Here is a 21,491-nt window from a genome sequence, read left to right as displayed (position 1 = left end):
CCCGCACGAGCGGACAGACGACAGTGACGGCAGGTCTTCCGGCTTGCGGGTCAATGCGAATGAAGCGCCTTCCCAGGGTCACCCCCAGTGGCTTTGTGCCTCACCGCTCGCCACCTACGGCTGCGGGAACAGCGCTGGACTTGGCCCGAAGGCCTGACCAGCTTCCCTATTATTCCCGTGAGGGAACCATCACGGAGCGGACGCTATGACGCGCTGCGGCAAAAGGCAATCAATGCGGGTCAGTCGCGGGAAGCGAGCTGTCGCTCGAGATTCCGGATACGCAGGTGAAGATTGCGCTCCTTGACCCGATCGGGTGTTCCCAGCGCCTGTTCCAGCTTGCGCATGGAGCTGCGCGTCTTGCGCCAGCGCCGCCACAAAAGCAGGACTTTGGGACCGTCAACCAGATAGCGGCGCCACATACGGGCGGGCTCCTGGGCCAGCCGATGCAACCACTCAAGACGCGCCTCGCGCATCCAGACCGGGGCCCGTTCAGCCGCACCGGCGAGAAAATCGAGCGAAGCCCCGACACACAAGCCGACACCGGTACAATCGCCGCGGTCGAGGCAAGCCTCGGCGATCATTTCCTGTTGCGGCGAGCCGACGCAAAAGAAGGCGAAACGGGAAGGGTTATCGGCGACGAATTGCGCACACGCCTCCACAGCTTCCCGGTTGTTGCGGAGCCCCATGGGCGGTTCGTGCCAGCGCACATCGGTCAACCCGTAGCGCTTGCTGACGGCGTCGATCACTTCCTGATTACCGCCAATAATGGTCAGCGGCGCATCAGGGTCAATGACGGTATCGAACAGGCGTTCGGTCAGATCCGAACCAGGGGTGACATCAATCCGCTCGCCGGAAATCCGGCCGATCAGCTCGAGGACACGACTATCGCATACGGTGAGCCAGGCTTGGGCGTAAAGCGTGGCCAGAACGGTATCGGTCTCGAGACGCACGAGGTGATCGACATTGGGTGTCACGACGAAGGCGAAGGGCTCGGTCGGCGCGCGTTCGGCGATCCGGCGCAGAGCGACATCCATGCCGATTTTGTCGAATGCCGAATTCAAAAACCAGACATGTCGCGAACCGGTACGCCGGTCGACGAAACTCTCACCCGTAGCCATGACCATGTTGCACCACTCTTGTCTCGATACGCGTCAGATCGCGCGCTTGCCCGCGACCTGTGCAAAAGCCGCGCCGCTTTTGCCGGACGCCTTGCATCCAAATGGCGCGTTGGCGGCATCACAGGATCGAGGCACACATTCGCGGAGAGACAGATGTTGACCAAGACAGCGCTGATCGGATGCTTGATGACGAGCACGCTGGGTCTGCCCGTGGCGCTTCCCTATGCGGCGGGCGCCGCAGTGGCCGTCTCGGTCGGCCCGGTGGAACTGGAAGTCTCGCGCCAGCGCGGCCTCGATATCGACCTGCATGTGGAATGCCTGAATTCCGGCTGTCCACTCGCCGCCTTGCGGATCGGCGCGGTCGAGACGCCCAGCTATCGCGTGACCCTCTAGCGAAGCGTCGCTAGCGGCCCTTGCGGGCGCGCCGTTCGGCAAAGCGCTCCGGTGAGAGCGCGGCGAGTCCGGCCTTTTCCAGCACAGCCCCGCCCCCGGTCAGGTCACTGACCAGCACTTCGGCCAGCAGGGGCGCATGCGCGAAGCCGCGCGAGCCCAGCCCCCCCAGAACAGACAGGCCCGCTCCAACTGGTCCCAGAAGGGGCAGGCGGTCCGGCGTCGCGGCACGGACACTACCCCACCTTTCCTGAACCGGGCCCAGTGTGACCATCGGCAATCGCTCTGCCATGGCGGCACGAAAACCCGCGTCAGCGTCCTCATCAGGCAGGACATGCCGGCCGCGGACATGAGTCGCCCCGACCAGCACGCCGTCACCGGCCCGGCAGGCATAATGGCCCCAACTGACCGGGGTTTCCGGTGCCTCGCCGTCAAACACCGTCACTTGTCCGGCGCTCAACTCGATATCGCCATGAAAATCCGCCATTCCGGCACCCGCAGCCAGGATGACATGCGCCACCTCTGCCACATGCCCACCGCCGCCATCCAGGAGGCGAACCGTGCCATTCCCGGCCTCAATCTTCGCGATACGGGCTGATCGGCACGGCTGACCTTCCATCAGCGCGCTGACGAGGCGGCGAGGCTCGAAACGACCGGCGCTGATCAGTTCCAGCTGCGTGCCTGTCCAGACCAGATGATCCGGCATCCAGTCAGCAAGCACGGCGAAACGGTCGGCCTCACGGTCATCCCGGGGCAGGCGAATGACGGGTTCAGCGTGAAACCCGTCCCGCCCGTCATAGAGACGGCGCGCAAAATCAAAGGCCGCGAGCATTGCGCGGACATGCGATCGATCGGCCTTTTCCAGTCGCGGCGTCAGGAGGCCGGCGGGCGCACCCGAGGCGCCGGAAGCCGGTCCACCGGCATCGATCAGCAACGTTTCAATGCCGCGCGCGCGCAGGGCGTGGACGAGGGATGCCCCGGCAATACCGGCCCCGACCACGGCGACCTGACCCCCGTCAATCCCGCGCCTCGACGTGTCTGGCTGGCCCGGCCAGATCGCTTCCAGCCTTTCGCGCTTGCGCCCGAAGCCCGGCTGTTTGGCGACGTCGAATCCGGCCTCGGCCAGACCCCGGCGGACAAAGCCCGCGACGGTAAAGGTTCCGACCCGGGCACCGGGAGCGGATAATTCAGCGATCCGGTTGAACACATTTTGCGACCACATGGCGGCATTCCGGTCCGGCGCGAAGCCGTCAAGGAACCAGGCATCCACCGGCCCTCTCATCTGCGCCAGCGCCGCCTCTGCCTCGTCCTGGAAAATCGTGATGGCGAAACGATCCTCGGGGAAAACCAGTCGTTGCGGACCTTTCAGCCGGCTTGGCCATTGTGCGAGCAAACGCGCGGACAGATCGGCAAGATGCGGCCAAGCGGCAAGCGCCCGCGCGGCGGCGTCACGGTCGAGCGGGTGTTTTTCGACCGAGATGAAGTCGAGCCAGCCATCGGCGGCCCCTTCATCGCGCCAGAGTTGCCAGAGACCCAACGCATTGAGGCCCGTTCCAAAGCCCAGCTCCCCAACCACGAACCCTCGGCGTCCCGCCCAGGCCTCGGGCAGCTGGCAGGCCTTCAGGAAAACCGCCTGGGTCTCCGCGAGCCCATCCTCGGCGGAGAAATAGACGTCGCCATAATCGCTGGCCCGCGGTCCGCTGGCCTGCGACCAGTCGAGCACGGCGGGCGCACAATACAGCCCGTCCGTCGTCATCCCGGCTGCGCACTCAGGGATTGGGTGAATTTTGCAAAGGCCATCAGGCCTTCAGGCCAGGGCCCATGACCGCTTTCAGGTTCAAAATGTCCGGCCTCGCCGGCGTCACCGAAACGGACGCCCCAGTCGCGCGCCCAGGCCTCGGCCTTGATCAACTTGCAGGTCGGATCATTGGAGCTGGCGAGCATCAGGCCGGGAAAGCCCAGCGGCGTTCGCGGCACCGGGTCGAACCCGTGATTGCCATACTTGTCCTTGAGCTCGGGTCGCTCCCAGTCCGAGGCGCCGACCAGAAAAGCCCCGGCCACCTTGCCGACCAGGGACGGTGCAGCATGGGCCACGGTCAAGACACCAACGGAATGCGCCACGAGGATGACCGGCTTGCCCGCCTTTTCGACCTCTTCGACCAGACGGGCCGTCCAGGCATCACGCCGGGGCCGGTCCCAATCGTCCTGCTCGACCCGGCGCGCCGTGGACATATTGTTCTGCCAGCGGCTCTGCCAATGAAAGGGAGAGGCATTGCCAAGTCCGGGCACGATGAGAATTTCGCTGTCCTTGATTTTCATGCCGCCCTTCTAAACCCAAAACGCAGCGCTGCCAGCCCCGGCGGGTTGGCCGATTGCACAAAAAATAAGGGCGCGGAGTCGAAAGACTCCGCGCCAGTAACCCGTGTGCGCCTTGTTTGATCAGGCGGCTTCGGCGGGAATTGCGTCCAGGGCTGTTTCCAGCTCGGCAAAGCTCGGCTGGATCTTGGAGGGCACGCCACCGCGACCGATCTCGACCGAGATCTGGGCAGCATTGCCGTGCAGGTGTGCCACCAGCACATCCTGGATGATCTTGTAGAAGGCATGCTCTTCGTCGTAGACGGCCTGCATGTAGGCCGCGAACGGACCGACAAAGCCGTAGGCGATGAACACGCCCAGGAAAGTCCCGACCAGAGCGCCACCGATATAGCCGCCCAGAACGGCCGGCGGGCTCTCGATCGCGCCCATCGTCTTGATGACGCCGAGCACGGCCGCCACGATACCCAGGGCGGGCAGGCCATCGGCCATGGTCTGCATGGCGTGGGCCGGGTCAGCGGCTTCGTGATGGTGCTTTTCCAGCTGTTTTTCCATCGCGTCTTCGACCTGGTGCGGATCTTCGAGGTTCATCGTCATCATCCGCAGCGTGTCGCAGATGAAGTCGACCGCGAAATGGTCCTTCATGATGCGCGGATACCGGGTGAAAATCGTGCTCTCGGTGGGGTTTTCGATATGGCTTTCCAGCGCAATCACCCCTTTTGTCTTCATTGTTTTTGTTAGCAGGAACAACAATGACAAGAGGTCGGTATAATCCTGACCCTTCCACTTCGAGCCGGTGAAGATCTTGGACAGATCGCCCAGCGTCTTCATCACCGTTTTCGGCTTGTTGCCGATCAGGAAAGCGCCGACGGCGGCGCCGCCAATCATCATCATCTCGAAGGGCAAGGCCTTCATGATAACGTCGAAATGACCGCCGGCGAGCGAAAAGCCGCCAAACACCATCACGAAAACGACGACAATGCCGATAATCTGAAACATCTACCCGTCCACCACATCTGCCAGGCGGTTTTCCACCCGATTTGAGGGCACTATGACGCGGTAAGCTTAATGTCCGGTTGAACGGGCGTTAGATGGCTGTTTACCGGAGGCGGTCGGCAATAACAGATGGCCGCCTTTCGGTTTTGATGTTGGACGCTTGCCGGGAGGCGGTCTAGTTCTGCCACCATGACGCCGCCCTATGATCCGTCCAACCCGTCCAGCCAGACCGAGCGGCGCAATGCCTTTCGCCTGCTCTTCCTGTGCCTGATGGCGACCGGGATCGGCAATAACATGCTGTTTGCCATCCTGCCGCCGCTGGCGCGTGGGCTGGCCGTGCCGGAATATTGGGTCGGGGCGATCTATACGGTGTCGGCCGTGCTATTCATGACCATGACCCCGATCTGGGGCGCCCTCTCCGATCGCCGCGGCCGCAAGCCCTTCATCGTCTTCGGACTGTCGGCTTTCGCCTGCTCCACCCTGATTTTCGCTGCCGCGGCCTGGGCCGGGGAGAGCGGCTGGGTGCCGCCTCTGGCCGCCATTTTCGCGATGGCCCTGGCGCGGACCCTGTTCGGCTCGCTGGGCTCGGCCACCAATCCGGCCGCGCAGGCTTATGTCGCCGACCGGACGAGCCCGGCCGAACGGACCGAAGCCCTGGCGGGGCTCACGGCGGCTTTCGGCATGGGCGCGGTCATCGGCCCGACCCTCGCCGCGACCCTGGTCGAACTGGTCGGCGTGCCGGTCTTCATGGTGATCATCTCGGCCACTGTCGCGCTGGGCGCCTGGGCGGTCTGGCATTATCTGCCCGAACAATCACCGCCCAAACAGCAAAACCGCCCGATCAACCCGTTCAGGCAATTCGCCTTCGCCGCCGATCCACGCATTGCGCCCTTTGTCGGCTATGGCTGTGTGACCTGGATCGTCCAGTCACTGAGCCTGTCGACCCTGGCCTTCTTCATCATGGATTCTCTCGGGCTGGACGAGAATCAGGGCTTGCAGATGTCCGCGATCGCCCTGGCCGCCGGCGCAGGCGCGCTGATTATCGCCCAACTGGTCGTCATCCCTGCCCTCAAGGCCAGCCCGCGCGTGCTGATGACGCTGGGCGCCATCATCACCATTGCCGGGTTCGGCCTGATGATCATCGCCCCCAATTACGCCGGCATTGTCACAGCCTATATCCTCATCAGCTTCGCCTTCGGCCTGTCGCGATCCGGCTTTGTCGGTGGCGCCTCGATTGCAGTGACGCCGGAAGAACAGGGCCGCGCCGCCGGCCTGACCACCGCGACCGCCGGGCTCGGCTTCATCATCGGGCCGGTCGGCGGGCTGTTCATGTACAACCAGCTGGGCCATGTCGTGCCCTATTATGTTGCCGTTGTTCTCAGTGTGATCGCGGTTCTCATTGCCTGGTACCACCCCGGCATCCGCCGGGCCGTCGACGTTGTCGAGGTCGAGCCGGACGTCTAGACGACCGTGGGCCGGACATCTCAACACCCCGTTAGTCATATTTCGATACACGTAGGGGCCCCAGACGTTTTCGCGCGCATCCTCCATGAACGGCCAGCAACTCACCCTTCGCTATGCCATTGCCCTCGGCCTGATCGCCGCGCTCGCGGCATTCCTGCTTGCGCTGAGTCAATTCGCGGCAAGCCAGGCAGAAGATGATGGTAGGATGATCAATGAAGCAGGACGCCAGCGCATGCTGAGCCAGCGCCTCGCTCTTCTGGCCAACCACCCGATCGCGCCCGGCGCCGCCGAGACCGCCGAATTCAGTGCCGCGCTCGACCTGTTCCGCCTCTCGCACGACGAGCTGGTCATCGCTGCCGAAGCCGATGCCATCCTCACCGAGATTTACTTCGGTGAGCCATGGCAGGTGGACCGGGAGAGCCGCAATCTGATTGCATTGGCCGAACGCGCGCGCGCCGAGGGTTTCGCGATCGAGCCGGTCGCCCAGCTTTTCCTCACATCGCAGGACGTCCTGCCGCGTCTCAACGCCGCCACCGGTGCGTTCGAGGCCGCTGCGAGCGCCCGGGTGAACAATTTCCGGCGCCTCGAATGGACCGCCTTCATCCTCACCTTGATAACCCTGGCACTGGAAGCCCTCCTGATCTTCCGGCCGGCCGCACGCGCCATCAGTCGCTCGATCCAGGCCTTGCATGATGCTCGGGAATCCGCGGAACGCGCCAATGCGGCCAAATCGGTTTTCCTGGCCCAGATGAGCCATGAAATCCGCACGCCCCTGAACGGTGTCCTGGGCATGGCCACCGTCTTGCGCGACACCAGGCTGGACGATCGTCAAAGCCAGATGGTCAAAACAATCGCAGCGTCCGGTGACCTGCTTCTGTCAGTCGTCAATGATGTGCTGGACCTGTCCAAGATCGAGGCAGGAGAGATCGAGCTGGAGACCATCGAGGTTTCGCTTGGTCAGGCGCTGGACTGGACGGTTTCGGCCTTCCGCCCTGCGTGCCGAGAGAAAGGACTTGAGCTGGAAGCCACAATCGATCGCAGCGCCGAGGGCTGGTATCAAGCCGACCCGACCCGGTTGCGACAGATCCTGACCAATCTGGTCGGCAATGCCATCAAGTTCACACAGATGGGGACGATAACCGTCTCGATCCGCTGTTCGGCCACGGACAAGCCGGGCCATGACCGGGTCGAAATCTGTGTCGCGGATACCGGCATCGGCGTCCCGGCTGAAAAACTCCAGAGCATTTTTGCGCCCTTCACCCAGGCCGACAGCTCCACAACCCGCTCCTATGGCGGGACCGGCCTCGGACTGCCGATCTGCCATCATCTTGCGAAGATGATGGGCGGCGACATCTCAGTGCGCTCGCGCGAGGGCTGTGGCTCGATCTTTACGGTCGTGCTCAACCTGCCGCGCGCCCAAGCCCCGGTGATCGTCGAAGAAACAAAGCCCGCAACAGACCAGAGCCGCAAACTTGTCGCCCTCATCGTCGACGACGTCGCAACCAATCGCCTCGTCCTGCAAAGCATGCTGGCCAAACACAATATCGATGTCATTCAGGCCGATAGCGGACTGGAGGCGATCGCTTCGGTCAACATCCGTGGCGATATCGATGTCGTCCTGATGGATGTGCAGATGCCGGACATGGATGGGATCGAAGCAACGCGGCGCATCCGTCAGCTGGAAATCCGCGAAAACCGGCCGCGCGTCCCGGTCATCGCGGTCACCGCGAATGTTCTGACTGAACAAATAGCGGAATACCGGGCAGCCGGCATGGACCGCCATCTCGCCAAGCCCATCGACCCACGCAAGCTCAACAGTCTGCTCAATCAGATCCGCGCCGAGCTGGCTACGCCGACGGCCGACACGCCGGAATCGAGTCCCGGTCGTCAGTCCGCCTGAGCGGCTTGCACGGCAATCACCGCATCAAACATGGTTCGGCCCAGATACCCGTCGGCGATCAGGCCGTTGGCCCGCTGGAATGCACGCAGCGCGGCCCGTGTATTCGGCCCGGCCAGGCCATCAGGCGTTCCACTGTCAAAGCCCAACGCATTGAGCGCGGCCTGGACATCACGGGTCTGGCTCCGATTGATCGGCGGATTGCCCTCGGGCCAGGGCCCCACCAAGGCCGCGTCACCGGCGATACGGTCGGCCAGATGGGCCACCCCGATCGCGTAGGAGGTGGAGTTATTATACTGCTTGATAACCCGGAAATTGGGGAAGGTCAGGAAGCCCGGACCCTGCCCGCCTGCCGGCAATTCCAGCCGCGCCGCGCGCATCAGATGATCCGCCTCCCATTCGCCCGCAGCCGGCGTCAGCCCGAGCAGGGCCCACTGACTGACCAAGCGTGACTGGCCCGGGTCCCAGGCGTCAAAATCGAAACCGTCCGGCACCGCGACTTCCAGAATGGCCGGGGCACCGTCGCGCCAGCCGGCCCGGGCGAGGAGATTGGCCGCGGAGGCCAAGGCGTCGTGCGGGTCGGTCCAGATATTGCGGGTCCCATCTCCATCCCAGTCGTGGGCGCGCTCGAGATAGGTGGTCGGGATGAATTGCATCTGGCCCATGGCACCGGCCCAGGAGCCCGTGAGCTGGGCACGCGTGGCATAGCCGGACTCCAGCATTTCCGCGACGGCAATCAGCTGAGCCTCGGCCCAGTTTCGGCGACGCCCTTCCCAGGCAAGCGTCGCAAGCGCCTGTACGATGTCATTATTACCGGGAATGGCGCCGTAAGAGCTTTCCAGGCCCCAGATCGCTATCAGGATTTCCGGCCGGACCCCGAAATGGGCGGCGATCGCATCAACGGCCGCGCGGTTCTCGGCATAGACATCCCGGCCATTGGCGATACGCAGATCCGAGGCGGCGATGTCGAGATAGGACCAGATCGGCCGCACGAATTCGGGCTGGCTGCGATCGCGATCAATGATGCGCATTTCCGGCTCGAGCCCGTCCAGCATGTCCGCGGCGGTCGCCTCTTCCACACCTGTGGCGATCAAGCGGGTCCGAAAATCTCCGCGCCAATCGGCGAAGCTTTCACCGTCTGGCTGGGCCAGGGCGGGTGATGTGAACAGGCAAGCGGTGGCAGCAAGTACGAGCAGTCGACGGATCATCCATTCCTCACGAGCACAGCCGGCTCGAGAAGAAGATGCGGATCGAGCCCGGCAATTTCGATAATAAGCTTGCGCCGCAGCGCGTCCACGAAATCATCATGCTCATTACTGGGCGAAATAAAGGCGCCCGGCCCGGCGATCACCTGATTTTCGAAATAGGCGCTGACATCAATCGAGACAGAGGGACGGAAAGGGTGCTGGCGGCCGCCGGCAATCGGCAGACCATTGATGGTGATATTCGCGTCCTCGGCCCGCTGACGCGCCAGGCTCAGGCTGGAGCCGGAATTCTGCGGTCCGTCGCCGGATATATCGATGACCTGGCGCACGCCCTCGAACGCGTTCTCTTCCATCAGCGTGACCGAGCTTTCGATCGCCGCCCCGATGGCCGTCCGTCGACCAGAAACAAAGGGGGCGGTCGCCAGGCTAGCGGCAAAGGCCTGGGCGTCGGCCTCGGTCTCGATCACTGTCCAGGGCGCCACCACACGCTGGAAATCCCCGTCTGCCCATTCAAGATACACAACGGCAATGCGACCATAGCCGCCGCTCTGGATGGCCGAGATGATGTCCGGATCGGCGAGCGCCGCGACATGACCCTCACGTTGGCGCCGGGCCTCGGTCTCGTCGATCGAGGACGATACGTCGACCGCAAGGACAAGCTCCAGGTCAACCAGCTCGCGGCCATCCTCGGTGTATTCATGCGGACGGGCTTCGCTCACCCAGGGCGCGGGCACGCGCGCACTGGCGCCAAGCGTCAGGGCCACGGCGATGGCGCCGGAAAGTGCGAATCCACGTCTCACGGCGCGCGGCCGGCCTCGGTGCCGTAAAGCGGGTCGACTTCACCATGGCTCGGCAAGGCACCGGCAATCTCGATGATCAATTTACGCAGGATCGCCTCGCGGAATTCATCCTCGGTCCGTGCCGGCAGCACGAAGGCGCCCGGTCCGGTGATCACATTCTCGCGGAAATAATCGTCGAGATTGACCTCGACCGGCCGCACCCAGCGCCCGTCTCCGGACGAAATGACCGGCAGTCCATTGACCACGACCTGCGCCTGATCCGCCAGGGCACGGGCCTGCTCCAGGGGCAGGCCCTGATTTTGCGGACCGTCGCCGGAAATATCGATGATCAGGCGCGGCGCGTTATAGGCATTGGTCTCGATCCGCTCGACCGCATCAGCGATCGCCGCGCCGATCGCGGTATAGTGGCCGCGCTCGAGCGGAGCCGCGGCGACACGCGAGGCGAAGGCCAGCGCATCTTCTTCCGAACCGATCACTGTCCAGTCGGCTGCGGAGCGCTGGAATCCGCGATCCGCCCATTCGACATAGGTCACAGCGATGCGTCCAAGCGGTCCACCCTGGATGGACCGGATCACGTCCTCGGAGGCCAGGGCCGCAACATAGCCCTCGCGCTGACGGCGCGCCTCCTCCTCGTCCACGGAATAGGAAATATCGACGGCAAGCACGAGCTCGACATCCACATCGATCGAACCGGGCTGAACCGCGAGAGCCGCCGATCCAGCCACGAAAAAGGCCGCCAGCGCGGCGGCACATGTCTTACCCAAGCCTGTCATGCCGCGCACACTATGGAGCGTGCCCGGCCGGAGCAACTTTCGAAGTTGTAAGACGCAGCAGACGAGTCCGATGTGTCACCCCCAAACCTCATCATAAAGGGCGATGATCTCGTCGGCGGAGGGCACGCGCGGATTATTGCCGGGCGATCCGGACGCCAGCGCCTGCTCGGCCATCAGCGGTCGCAATTGCTGCCAGCGGTCTCGGGCAATGCCGAAACCGGTCGGTGTCGGGACGCCCAATTCCGCGTTCAGGGCGCGCAACTCGTTGATCAGGGCATCATTGGAAAAAGCGTCGCTGGCGGCCTCATCGGCCAACCCCATCGCGCGGGCACAATCGGCATAGCGTTCCGGCGCCGCCGGGATGGACCAGCTGGTGATGGCCGGCAAAAGCATTGCATTGGAGAGACCGTGCGGAACATGGAAAAAGGCGCCGATCGGCCGACTCATCCCGTGCACAAGGGCGACCGAGGCATTGGAAAAGGCGATCCCTCCGAAACAGGCACCGAGCAACAGGGCCTCGCGCGCCTCGCGGTCTTCGCCGTCATGAAAGGCGCGGCGCAGATTGGGTGCGATCAGGCGCATGGCTGCCAGTGCCTGCTGATCCGAAAAGGGCGACGCCTTGCGGCTGACATAGGCCTCGATGGCATGGGTCAGGGCGTCGATTCCGGTATCCGCTGTCACCCTTTTGGGCAGGGACAGGGTGAGATCGGGATCAAGGATCGCGGCCACCGGCATGAAGGCGAGCCCCATGCACAGCATTTTCTCGTCATTCTCCGGATCGGTGATGACAGTGACGCGCGTCGCCTCCGACCCCGTGCCCGCCGTGGTCGGGATGGCGATCACCGGCAGGCCGGGCTCATCGACCATGCGCGGCACCTTGTAGTCCCGCATCCGACCGCCATGAGGACCCAGCACCGCAAGGGCCTTGGCGGTATCGATCGCACTCCCTCCGCCGAGCGCCACAAGTCCGTCAAACGCAGCGCCATCGCACCCCGAGGCCAGGATCGCCTCGGCAGAGATGACCGAGGTTTCGGTGGGCTCCGGCTCGGTGGCATCGAACAGACCAAAGGCAATGTCAGCGCTGGCAAGGTGGGCCGTCAGCCGATCGACATAGCCCAGCTGAACCATGGTCGGGTCGGTGATGATCAGGGGACGGGACACGCCGCAGCGCCCGAGCAGGTCCGCGATCTCGGCCAGGGCACCGGATCCGGTCCGGATCAGGCGCGGCAATACAAGACTAGCAGTCATGACAGCTCCAGCAGGTGATATCAGCCGATGTGACGCGCGAACCAGTCCAGCGTTCGCGACCAGGCCAAGGCGGCTGCGGCCTCATCGTAGCGGGGCGTGGTGTCATTGTGGAAGCCATGATTGGCACCGTCATAGACATGGGCCTCGAAGGTTTTCCCGGTCGCTCGCAGCGCTGCCTCATAGGCCGGCGCTCCGGCATTGATGCGCTCATCATTGCCGGCATAGTGGAGCTGGAGCGGCGCCTCGATAACGGCCACATCCCCGATCGCGGCCTGACGTCCGTAATAGGGTGCCGCGCACGCCATCTCCGGATAGGCCACAGCCAGGGCATTGCAGACCCCGCCACCGTAACAAAAGCCCACGGCGCCGACCCGGCCGGTCGAACGCTCATGCCCGGTCAGGAACTCGAAACCAGCAAAGAAATCCGCGAGCAGGCGTTGCGGATCGAGCTGACGCTGCATCACCCGCCCGTCATCATCATTGCCGGCATAGCCGCCAAGCGAGGTCAGCCCATCCGGCCCCAGCGCCAGATAGCCCGCCTTCGCGCAGCGCCGCACGACATCCTCGATATACGGGTTGAGGCCGCGATTCTCGTGCACGACCAGCACCGCGCCAAAGGACCCCGGGCCCGTCGGACGCGCGAGCAGCCCCTCAACCTCGCCATGCCCGTCCGGTGAGGGATAGCGGATGCGCTCGGTGACGATATCCGGATCATCCGGCGCGACTTGCTCGGCGAGGGCATAGTCGGGTTGCAGGGCTTCCAGCACAGCCGCGGCACCGACACCGGCGATCGTGAATCGGGCCGCACGACTGAGAAAATCGCGCTTGGTCATCTGGCCATGAACATAGCCGTCAAAGAGGTCGAGTATGCGTTGATCGAAATCGGCAGCGGTCTTGCGGGTCATATGGAGCCCTCCCTTGTCCGTGAGCAAAGTCTAGGGCATCCCGGTCGCACGGCAATTCTTCATCGGGGCAGGGCTGCGTGACATGCGGAATTCCCGCACCTGACACGTTGACAGGCCGCAAATGCTCCAGTATCTCCCGCGCTCCGTTGAATTACGCTTGTAACGCGAAGGCCACACGATGAAAGTCCGCAGCTCGATCAAATCGCTGAAAAACCGCCACCGCGATTGCCAGGTCGTGAAGCGCCGTGGCCGCGTCTACGTGATCAACAAGACCGACCCGCGCTTCAAAGCGCGCGCCGGCTAGTCGACGCGTCGGCAGCGCCTCGTCCAGGCGCGCCTGCTTATCAGCATGAATGCCGCTTGCCCCGTGCATCGAAAAGGTGCGCGGGTTTTGCGTTGAGGAGATGTCCATGACGACGAAAGCCGTTCTGTGGGATCTCGGCAATGTCCTCCTGGACTGGTCGCCCGCCTATCTCTACTCGAAACTCTTCGCCACCGAGGCCGAGTGCCGACACTTCCTCGAGAAGGTCTGCACCATGGAGTGGCACGCCGCCCATGACCGCGGCGTCCCGATGGCCGAAAACCGCCTTCACCTGATCGAAGCCCACCCGCACCTCGAGGACGCGATCCGCGCCTGGGAAAGCGGGTTCGAGCAAATGCTGAACGGCACCGTCGACGGCACGCCCCGGATCATGGATGCCTTGGCCGATCATGGCGTGCCGCAATACGCACTGACCAATCTGCCCGCTGAATGGCTCGATCCGGTCAATCGTCTTTATCCGCAGATGCGCCACATGAAGGACGTCATCGTCTCGGCGCATGAGGGTGTCATCAAGCCGGACCCCAGGATTTACGCAATCACCGAGGCCCGCCTCCCCTTCGCGCCGCATGAGGTCGTCTTCTTTGACGATCGCCAGGCCAATGTCGACGCGGCCCGCCTCCACGGCTTCGACGCCGAGCTGTTCACCGGCAAGACCGGCCTGAGCGCGGCACTGGAATCCCGCGGCCTGCTCGTCTCGGCCTGACGGGCCAACCCCGTCCAAACCTTCCCCTTACGTCAAGCCCGCCTGAGCCGCAGCGCCGCACCAGATGCTGCAGGTGCGCACTATTCACATCGACGGGTTTTGATTTACATACATACCCAGTCATCGAAACTCGGAGATGCCTGACGCAAGATCGGGACCCGGTTTCGTCGTGAATGCGGTCGATAAGAGGGCGCGAGGAGAGACAAGATGGATCTGAATTTCACCCCCGAGGAAGAGGCGTTCCGCGAGGAAGTGCGCAGCTTCCTGACGGACAAGCTGTCCGAGGAACTGGCCACCAAGGTGCGCAATGGTCGCGACCTGAACAAGGCCGACATGGAGAACTGGCACGCCACGCTGAACAGCCAGGGATGGCTGGCGCCGGGCTGGCCGGTCGAGCATGGCGGCACCGACTGGGACTCGGTCAACATGCACATCTTCGAAGAAGAGTGCGCCCGCGCCAATGCACCACGCACGGTCCCCTTCGGACTCGGCATGCTGGGTCCGGTACTGATCAAATTCGGCACGGAAGAGCAGAAGGCGACCATCCTGCCCCGCATCCTGTCCGGTGAGGATTGGTGGTGTCAGGGCTATTCCGAGCCGGGTGCCGGTTCCGACCTGGCCAGCCTCAAGACCCGCGCCATCCGTGATGGTGATGACTACATCATCAACGGGCAGAAAACGTGGACCACGCTCGGCCAGTTCGCCAACAAGATCTTCTGCCTCGTGCGCACCTCGACCGAGGGCAAGCGCCAGGAAGGCATTTCCTTCATCCTGGTCGACCTCGACACGCCGGGCATTGAAATGCGCCCGATCAAGCTGATCGAGGGCGGTTTCGAGGTGAATGAGGTCTTCTTCACCGATGTCCGCGTGCCGGCCTCCAACATGGTCGGCGAAGAAAACATGGGCTGGACGATCGCCAAGTATCTCCTGGGCCATGAGCGCACCAATATCGCCGGCGTCGGTGCCTCCAGCGAGGCGCTCAGCCAGCTCAAGGCCCTCGCCCGCAAGGTCAAGCGCAAGGGCAGGCCGCTCGCCCAGGACCCGATTTTCGCTGCCAAGGTCGCCGAGGTCGAGATCGATCTGGAAGCCATGCGGATGACGAATCTGCGCATGCTGTCCGGCGTCGCCGATGCGCAGGGCTCGGTCTCCTCCATGCTGAAGATCAAGGGCACGGTGATCCGTCAGGCCATCAATGACCTGTCGCGCCGCGCACTGGGCGCCACCGCATGCCCCTTCCCATCCGAGGACGTGATCGGCAATTACGCCATCGCCCCTGCGGAAGCGGCCTCCAACGCGGCCAATTACTTCAATAATCGCAAACTCTCGATCTTTGGCGGATCGAACGAGATCCAGCGCAATATCATCGCCAAAGAAACCTTCGGAGCCTGATCCATGGATTTCACGCCGACTGAAGATCGCCGCATGATCGGCGATAGCCTGCGTCGCTATCTGGCCGAGCAGTACCCGATCGAACACCGCAATGCTGTTGCTTATGAGGGCGACTTCCACGACCCGGCCAAATGGGCCGAGCTTGCCGAACTCGGCATTCTCGGCGCCTTGGTCTCCGAGGCAGACGGCGGATTTGGCGGTGCCGGTTTCGACATCACCACCGTGTTCGAGGAAATGGGCCGCGCCATCTGTGCCGAACCCATGCTGGGCAATCTCATGGCGCTGCGCCTCTACGCGGCGCATGGCGAGGCCGAGCGGATCGAGGCGATCATTGCCGGGGCCGAGAAGGCCGCTTTCGGTTTTGACGAGAGCGACGCCTATGGGGATCTCGACAGCATCACCACACGGGCCAATGGCGACACGCTGACCGGCCGCAAGACCGTCGTCTATGGAGCGCATTGCGCCGATTACATCCTGATCGCGGCGCAATCGGATGGAGGCAAGTTGGGCCTCTATGAAGTCGCTGCTACGGACGCGGAAGTCCTCTCCTACGCCATGATTGATGGCGCCGGTGCCGCGGAGGTCATTCTCGACAAGACCAAGGCGCGCTGCCTGGCCGAGGATGCCCGCGAGGCGATCGAGGCCGCCCTGGATGCCGGCCGTGTTGCCCTGTGCGCCGAAGCCGTGGGCGCGATGGACGTGCTCAAGGTGATGACCAAGGACTACCTGATGCAGCGCCAGCAATTCGGTCGCCCGATTGCACTTTTCCAGGCCCTGCAACACCGTTTGGTCGATTTCTCCATCGAGATCGAACAGGCCCGCTCAATCACCATCTATGCCGCCGCCAAGCTGGACGAAAGCGACAGCAAGGCGCGGGCTCTCGCAGTGGCACAGGCGAAGAACCTGATCGGTCGCGCCGGCAAGCTGGTGGCCGAGGAAGCCGTGCAGATGCATGGCGGAATCGGCATGACCTGGGAGTATTCCGGGTCTCACTACGCCAAGCGCCTGATCATGATCGACCATCAGCTGGGCGATACCGAAGATCAGCTGCGCACCGCCATGGCGTTATCAGACATCGCTGACGGCGTCTGACGAATTGAGAGGCAGGCAAGGCGGATTCGCCACCTGCCTCTCATTTCCTATGCAAGCCATTGTCGCCCTGAAGGAATTGCGGTTCAATCCTGTTTCGGGGCCGGTCCCGGCTTCGTTGGGCGGGAGGCGATTGCGCGCATGCGTGATCTCAAGGCAAGCGCGATAGTCCTGACGGCCATCCTGGTCGCTGGCATCGCCTCGTTTCTGCTGGCCATCCCACCTGGTTTCCTTGCGCCGATCTGGTTGCCCGGCGCCGTCACTCTGACTGCGGTCCTTTTGATCGGATACCGCGCCTTGCCCGCCATAGGCCTGGGCGTTTTTCTGCTGACCCTGACCTACGGTTTCCATGTCCTGGACGCGGGAATCTGGCGCGCCGCGGGGGGCAGCGTTGGCTTCGCAATCGCGGCCATTATCCAGGCTGCGATCGCGCGACGTCTTGTCCGGCCGGCCCCGGACCGAAGCGTCGCGCTTGAAACCGGCATGGAGCTCGTCCGTCTGATCGGGTTCGGCGCCATTCTGGCCAGCATGGTCGGCTCCGCTTTTGCTGCCGCCTGGGTGACTCTCGGTGGTTTCAGCGCATCCGAAATCGACTTCTGGTCCGCCTTCGCGCGGAACTGGGCCGGAAATGCCGTAGCTGCCGCCGCGATTGCCCCGGTCCTGCTCGTCCTGTTCGAGACCAATCGCGTCAGTCGCCGTCGCAAACGCAATATAGGCTTCGTCTTCACGATTCTGGCGACCATCAGCCTCACCACATTTGCGCTCACGCGATTGAATGGACTCGAACTGCGCCAAGAGCATTTCGAAGCGGAAGTCGCCGAAGACCATATTGCCTTGCAGGAAAGCCTGAATGCGGCGCGGCGCAGGCTGGAATCCCTGCAGGGTTTTTTCGCAGCATCTGAAAATGTTTCCCCGGAGGAATTCTCCACCTTCGTCGATATCGCCTTCGACCAACTCGACAGCGTGAGCTCCGTGCACTGGATGGTGGTCGATTCGGATGAGAACATGTCGCGCCACGCCCTTCTGAGGCCGGTCGACGGCGTTCGCAGCACTCCCGGTCGCCGGCTCATGATCACGCCCGATCGAGTGCTGGCCACCGACTATTTCTTCGATGACCTGCCCGACCTCATCGACGCCTCGCTCGCCAGCGGGGCGTTTTCCGCATCGCCTCTGAATGCAAGCGGACCGGCCGCATGGGTTGGCCTTGCCATTCCGGCTTTCGCCGGACGTCAGATCCCCGCAGAACTGTCTGAGCGACGCGAAAGCCTGCGCAGCGTCGCCGTCGGAACCTTCCGTGTCGAGGCCATCCTCGGGTCAGCCTTCTCCAGCGAAGCCGCCCTCTATTCCTATCGCATCCGCGGTCTGGATGCGCAGCGGCGCCCGCTTTGGGAACACGGCCGGCTTCCCGACGGTTTCGCGCTCACAACACGTCGGGAGTTTTCGGTGGGAGGCGAGCTCTGGCAGGTCGATTACATTGCCAATGAGAGCTTCCTGCAGGGCGAGCAGGACTGGGTTTCCTGGACCGTGATCGTGGTCGGATTCTGCTTCATTTCCATTCTCAATGCCCTCGCAATGCTCTCCACGGCTCGCACCGACCTGGTTCAGCGCCTGGTTGATGAGAAGACGGCCGAGTCCCGGAGTCTCTCCAATAATCTCTCACTGATTCTGGAGCATGCCGCCGATGCGATCATAAGCTTTGATCAGGATGGGCGCGGTGTACTTATCAATCCCGCGGCCGGGAAGCTGTTCGGATATGCACCGGATGAACTTGTCGGTGAAGTCATTCATGATCGCATCCACCCGGTCGACATGCGCGGGCGACCGCATACACGTGATGAGTGCGCAATGGTCCAGGAAGCGCTGCGAGACAGCCCCAATTCGGGATATGATCGTTTTCGCCGCAAGGATGGCAGCGATTTCTTCGCCGAATACGCAACCGAAACCATGCGCGACGACGCCGGTCTGCCGATCGGCGCGGTGACCGTTGTGCGCGACATCACAGAGCGAATCCAAGCCGAGGCCGACCGCGAGCGCTTCATCGAGCGCCTGACCCGCGCCAATGAGGAGCTTGAACGCTTTGCCTTCGTCGCGAGCCACGATCTGCAGGAACCCCTGCGTCTGATCTCGAATTTCACCGGCCTGCTCGCCAACCGGTATGGTGACCAGCTTGATGATGCCGGCCAGACCTATATCCGGCACACGCTGAATGCCACCGTGCGGATGCAGACCCTCATCACCGACCTGCTCGCCTATGGACGTCTGAACTCCGATGCCGATGCCACACGGACCGAGGTCGATATGGGCCAGCTGGTTGAAGAGACGTTCAAGACCCTGGGCCCATCGGTGCAGGCCGCGCGGGAGCGAATCCATATCGGCGATCTGCCGGTTGTTCGGGGACACCCGGCCAGGCTGGGTCAGCTGATGCAGAATCTCATCAGCAATGCCGTGAAGTTTCAGCCCGAGGGCCAGGCTGCGGAGGTCTGGATCGGTGCGGAAGACACCGGCGATTTCTGGACGCTTTCCGTGGCCGACAACGGAATTGGCATCAAGCGTGAGTATCGCGAACAGATTTTCCAACCCTTCAAACGCCTGCACTCGCCCGATGCCTATCCCGGCAGCGGTATGGGTCTCGCGATCTGCCGAAAAATTGTTGAATCCCATGGCGGTGTGCTTACCATTTCCGACAATGAGCCTCATGGAAGCGTTTTCCGTTTCACGCTGCCCAAAACCGCTCCCAAGCCCATGCCGGCCCTCGGGGCCGAGCCACCGGAAGCCGAATAATGAAGATTCCCCGCGCTGCCAAAATACTGATTGTTGAAGATAATTCCGGTGACGAATTTCTGGTCCGCGACGCCTTCGAGCGCGGCAAGGCACGCCATGAGCTTGAGGTCGCACGCGACGGCGAGGCCGCCTTGGACCGCCTGCGTGGTCTGGGTGAGCACGCTGAAAAGCCCGTGCCCGACCTCATCCTTCTGGATCTGAACCTGCCGAAGATCGACGGTCGCGACGTCCTCAAAAGTCTCAAGAATGACGATCAGCTTGCCAGTATCCCGGTCCTGATTCTGACCACCTCATCATCCGAGGCCGATGTCGAGCGCTGTTACGCGCTGCACGCCAATGCCTACATGACCAAGCCGTTCGACGCGTTGGGCTATGAGGAGATCGTGGCAGCGGTCGAGGTCTTCTGGCTCGCAACGGCCGTCCTGCCAACAGCGCTGGGCCGGCCTTAAATCTCGTCCACTTTCTGGTCAGCCCATCTGGACGCAGCCGTCCCTGCGGCTATGTTTTGTCCATGACACCCTTTCTCCTATCCGGCCTCCTCCTGCTGACTGGCGCCCAGGACGCACCCGATGCGGACGTCCAGATTGCTCCGCAGACAGAATTCCAGACACCGGAAGAGCGCCTGGACGAGCGTCTCGACGCGCTGGCCATGGCCGGTCCGCGAGAAGCCCCGCCCCTGGTCGACGAGATCCATGCTCTATGGGCACATTCAGGCAGCGACACTGTCTCATTGCTCATGGATCGGGGACGGGTGGCGGAACAGGCCGAGAATGCCGATATCGCCGCCCGCATGTATGATCATGTCACCCAGCTGGATCCGGATTTCGCCGAGGGCTGGTTGGCGGCCGGGCGGATGGCCGCCCAGGCTGAGGACTGGGGTTATGCCCTGGAAACACTCAACACCGCACTGACGCTCGAGCCTCGCCGCTATGACGCCTATCTGACCATCGCGCGACTGCTTGAACGCGCCAATGAGGCCGAGGCCGCCCTGGAAGCCTATGAAGACGCGCTGGCCATCTATCCGGCTCATGAGGCCGCCACCGAGGCTCGCGACCGGCTGCTTGCCCTGTTGGCCGGGCGGGCGCTCTAGCCCTTGCCCCTGACCGACCTCATTCCAGCGGGCCTGGTTGTCGGCCTCGCCGCCCTGATCGCCATCACCTGGACACTCGCCAGGCGAGCCATCACGCGCATCGAGACCCGCTTTCCTCCGAAGGCCGAATTCATCACCGTCGACGGCGTACGTCTGCATGTTCGCCAGACCGGGCCGAAGACCGGCCCTGCCGTCCTCGTCCTGCACGGTGCCGCGTCCAATCTGGAAGAACCGCATCTCGCCCTCGCTGACACCTTCACCGGGGAAAGGGTCATCTGGCTGGACCGCCCCGGCCTCGGCTGGAGTGACCGGCCAGACGGCCTTTGGTCGCCGCAACGCGAAGCGGCGCTCATCGCCCGCCTGCTGGAGACGATCGAAACCGGTCCGGTGACGGTCATCGGACATTCCTGGGGCGGCGCCATTGCCCTGCGCCTGGCGATGGATCATCCCGATCAGGTCGAAAGTGTCGTCCTGATCGCACCGGCCCTCTCTGCCTGGATCGGCGATGCAGCCTGGTTCAACACCGCCAGTTTCTGGCCGGTTCTGGGTCCGTTGATCACGCATTTCATTGTCCCGCTCATGGGTGAGGGACAAGCTCGCTCCGGCGCCGTCAGCGCATTTCACCCGGAGCCGGTCCCGGACAACTATCTGGAAAACTCGGCCCTGCCGCTCCTGCTTCGCCCCTCCACCTGGCGCGCCAATGCCCGGGACATGATGGAAGTGAACCACCATCTGGAGACGCAGGAAGACCGCTACGAAGACACACACCAACCCACCGCGATCATCAATGCGCGCGCGGATACGGTCTTATGGGCCCATCGACACGGCGGAATGGTGTCGCAGCGCATGCCTCGCGCGTCGCTGCATTGGGTGTCCGGTGCCGGTCACAATCTGCACCATCACCACCCCGCCATCATACTGGAAGCCGTACACAAAGTGCGCGAGCAGGCCCGCAACACGGCGGGAAATACCGCGATGACTGGCCCCGCCGCTTGAGGCTGGGCAGGG

Annotated in this window: 20 protein-coding genes and 1 riboswitch; of the genes, 11 read left to right on the top strand and 9 right to left on the bottom strand. The window is 63.3% G+C overall.

Features of this window, described 5'->3' with window-relative positions; translation table 11 throughout:
- Positions 1 to 11 precede the first annotated feature (11 nt).
- Positions 12 to 206, bottom strand: a riboswitch (cobalamin riboswitch).
- Between the two features lie 33 nt (positions 207 to 239).
- A complete protein-coding gene (locus tag JXQ94_RS01045) occupies positions 240 to 1,124 on the bottom strand; it encodes a WecB/TagA/CpsF family glycosyltransferase (RefSeq protein ID WP_421921974.1) in 885 nt (294 codons plus the stop codon).
- Positions 1,125 to 1,271: 147 nt separating this feature from the next.
- Here JXQ94_RS01045 and JXQ94_RS01040 point away from each other — a divergent pair, with 147 nt between their 5' ends.
- Complete coding sequence (locus JXQ94_RS01040; RefSeq protein ID WP_421921973.1) at positions 1,272 to 1,511, top strand: hypothetical protein; 240 nt, start codon at positions 1,272 to 1,274, stop codon at positions 1,509 to 1,511.
- A gap of 10 nt (positions 1,512 to 1,521) precedes the next feature.
- On the opposite strand, the gene mnmD is transcribed toward JXQ94_RS01040, so the two are convergent.
- The 3 genes from mnmD to motA all read right to left on the bottom strand — a co-directional run bounded on the left by mnmD (position 1,522) and on the right by motA (position 4,820).
- Positions 1,522 to 3,264 carry a tRNA (5-methylaminomethyl-2-thiouridine)(34)-methyltransferase MnmD gene (gene mnmD, locus JXQ94_RS01035; protein WP_421921972.1) on the bottom strand — a complete coding sequence of 581 codons (1,743 nt, stop codon included), beginning with the start codon at positions 3,262 to 3,264 and terminating at the stop codon, positions 1,522 to 1,524.
- The gene (locus JXQ94_RS01030) at positions 3,261 to 3,827 is read right to left on the bottom strand and encodes an RBBP9/YdeN family alpha/beta hydrolase (protein WP_421921971.1); all 567 of its coding nucleotides are present in this window, start codon (positions 3,825 to 3,827) and stop codon (positions 3,261 to 3,263) included. The genes mnmD and JXQ94_RS01030 overlap by 4 nt, the downstream gene beginning before the upstream one ends.
- Positions 3,828 to 3,947: 120 nt before the next feature.
- Positions 3,948 to 4,820: a flagellar motor stator protein MotA gene (gene motA, locus JXQ94_RS01025; RefSeq protein ID WP_421921970.1), complete on the bottom strand. Its 873-nt coding sequence runs from the start codon at positions 4,818 to 4,820 to the stop codon at positions 3,948 to 3,950.
- Between the two features lie 186 nt (positions 4,821 to 5,006).
- Between motA and JXQ94_RS01020 the strand changes: the two genes are divergently transcribed.
- Entirely contained in the window at positions 5,007 to 6,281 is a 1,275-nt protein-coding gene (locus JXQ94_RS01020) for an MFS transporter (RefSeq protein WP_421921969.1), read from the top strand.
- An 85-nt stretch (positions 6,282 to 6,366) separates the two neighbouring features.
- The gene (locus tag JXQ94_RS01015; protein WP_421921968.1) at positions 6,367 to 8,181 is read left to right on the top strand and encodes an ATP-binding protein; all 1,815 of its coding nucleotides are present in this window, start codon (positions 6,367 to 6,369) and stop codon (positions 8,179 to 8,181) included.
- On the opposite strand, the gene JXQ94_RS01010 is transcribed toward JXQ94_RS01015, so the two are convergent.
- The 5 genes from JXQ94_RS01010 to yghX form a co-directional block, all read right to left on the bottom strand.
- Complete coding sequence (locus JXQ94_RS01010; RefSeq protein ID WP_421921967.1) at positions 8,169 to 9,386, bottom strand: lytic murein transglycosylase; 1,218 nt, start codon at positions 9,384 to 9,386, stop codon at positions 8,169 to 8,171. The two genes, JXQ94_RS01015 and JXQ94_RS01010, sit on opposite strands and share 13 nt — an antisense overlap.
- On the bottom strand, positions 9,383 to 10,183 hold the full coding sequence (locus tag JXQ94_RS01005; protein ID WP_421921966.1) for a DUF1194 domain-containing protein: 801 nt from the start codon (positions 10,181 to 10,183) through the stop codon (positions 9,383 to 9,385). Before JXQ94_RS01005 ends, JXQ94_RS01010 begins: the two co-directional genes overlap by 4 nt.
- Positions 10,180 to 10,956 carry a DUF1194 domain-containing protein gene (locus JXQ94_RS01000; RefSeq protein ID WP_421921965.1) on the bottom strand — a complete coding sequence of 259 codons (777 nt, stop codon included), beginning with the start codon at positions 10,954 to 10,956 and terminating at the stop codon, positions 10,180 to 10,182. The genes JXQ94_RS01005 and JXQ94_RS01000 overlap by 4 nt, the downstream gene beginning before the upstream one ends.
- 75 nt (positions 10,957 to 11,031) lie before the next feature.
- Positions 11,032 to 12,204 (bottom strand): iron-containing alcohol dehydrogenase, encoded by a 1,173-nt coding sequence (locus tag JXQ94_RS00995; protein ID WP_421921964.1) that lies wholly within the window; start codon positions 12,202 to 12,204, stop codon positions 11,032 to 11,034.
- 20 nt (positions 12,205 to 12,224) lie between these two features.
- Positions 12,225 to 13,109, bottom strand: a complete 885-nt coding sequence (yghX, locus tag JXQ94_RS00990) for a YghX family hydrolase (protein ID WP_421921963.1) — start codon at positions 13,107 to 13,109, stop codon at positions 12,225 to 12,227.
- Between the two features lie 178 nt (positions 13,110 to 13,287).
- Between yghX and ykgO the strand changes: the two genes are divergently transcribed.
- The 8 genes from ykgO (at position 13,288) to JXQ94_RS00950 (ending at position 21,479) form a co-directional block, all read left to right on the top strand.
- Entirely contained in the window at positions 13,288 to 13,413 is a 126-nt protein-coding gene (gene ykgO, locus JXQ94_RS00985; RefSeq protein WP_011644457.1) for a type B 50S ribosomal protein L36, read from the top strand.
- Positions 13,414 to 13,519: 106 nt separating this feature from the next.
- Positions 13,520 to 14,134, top strand: coding sequence for an HAD family hydrolase (locus JXQ94_RS00980; RefSeq protein ID WP_421921962.1), 615 nt, complete (start codon positions 13,520 to 13,522; stop codon positions 14,132 to 14,134).
- A 207-nt stretch (positions 14,135 to 14,341) separates the two neighbouring features.
- Positions 14,342 to 15,523: an acyl-CoA dehydrogenase family protein gene (locus JXQ94_RS00975; RefSeq protein WP_421921961.1), complete on the top strand. Its 1,182-nt coding sequence runs from the start codon at positions 14,342 to 14,344 to the stop codon at positions 15,521 to 15,523.
- 3 nt (positions 15,524 to 15,526) lie between these two features.
- Positions 15,527 to 16,615, top strand: coding sequence for an acyl-CoA dehydrogenase family protein (locus tag JXQ94_RS00970; RefSeq protein WP_421921960.1), 1,089 nt, complete (start codon positions 15,527 to 15,529; stop codon positions 16,613 to 16,615).
- A gap of 138 nt (positions 16,616 to 16,753) precedes the next feature.
- Positions 16,754 to 19,393, top strand: coding sequence for an ATP-binding protein (locus JXQ94_RS00965; protein WP_421921959.1), 2,640 nt, complete (start codon positions 16,754 to 16,756; stop codon positions 19,391 to 19,393).
- The gene (locus JXQ94_RS00960; RefSeq protein WP_421921958.1) at positions 19,393 to 19,842 is read left to right on the top strand and encodes a response regulator; all 450 of its coding nucleotides are present in this window, start codon (positions 19,393 to 19,395) and stop codon (positions 19,840 to 19,842) included. Before JXQ94_RS00965 ends, JXQ94_RS00960 begins: the two co-directional genes overlap by 1 nt.
- Positions 19,843 to 19,904: 62 nt before the next feature.
- On the top strand, positions 19,905 to 20,483 hold the full coding sequence (locus JXQ94_RS00955) for a hypothetical protein (RefSeq protein WP_421921957.1): 579 nt from the start codon (positions 19,905 to 19,907) through the stop codon (positions 20,481 to 20,483).
- A 3-nt stretch (positions 20,484 to 20,486) separates the two neighbouring features.
- Positions 20,487 to 21,479, top strand: a complete 993-nt coding sequence (locus tag JXQ94_RS00950; RefSeq protein WP_421921956.1) for an alpha/beta fold hydrolase — start codon at positions 20,487 to 20,489, stop codon at positions 21,477 to 21,479.
- Positions 21,480 to 21,491 lie beyond the last annotated feature (12 nt).

The organism is Maricaulis maris (genome assembly GCF_049116555.1).
GTDB classification, from domain to species: Bacteria; Pseudomonadota; Alphaproteobacteria; order Caulobacterales; family Maricaulaceae; genus Maricaulis; species Maricaulis maris_C.
This window is presented reverse-complemented; position numbering and strand designations above follow the sequence as displayed.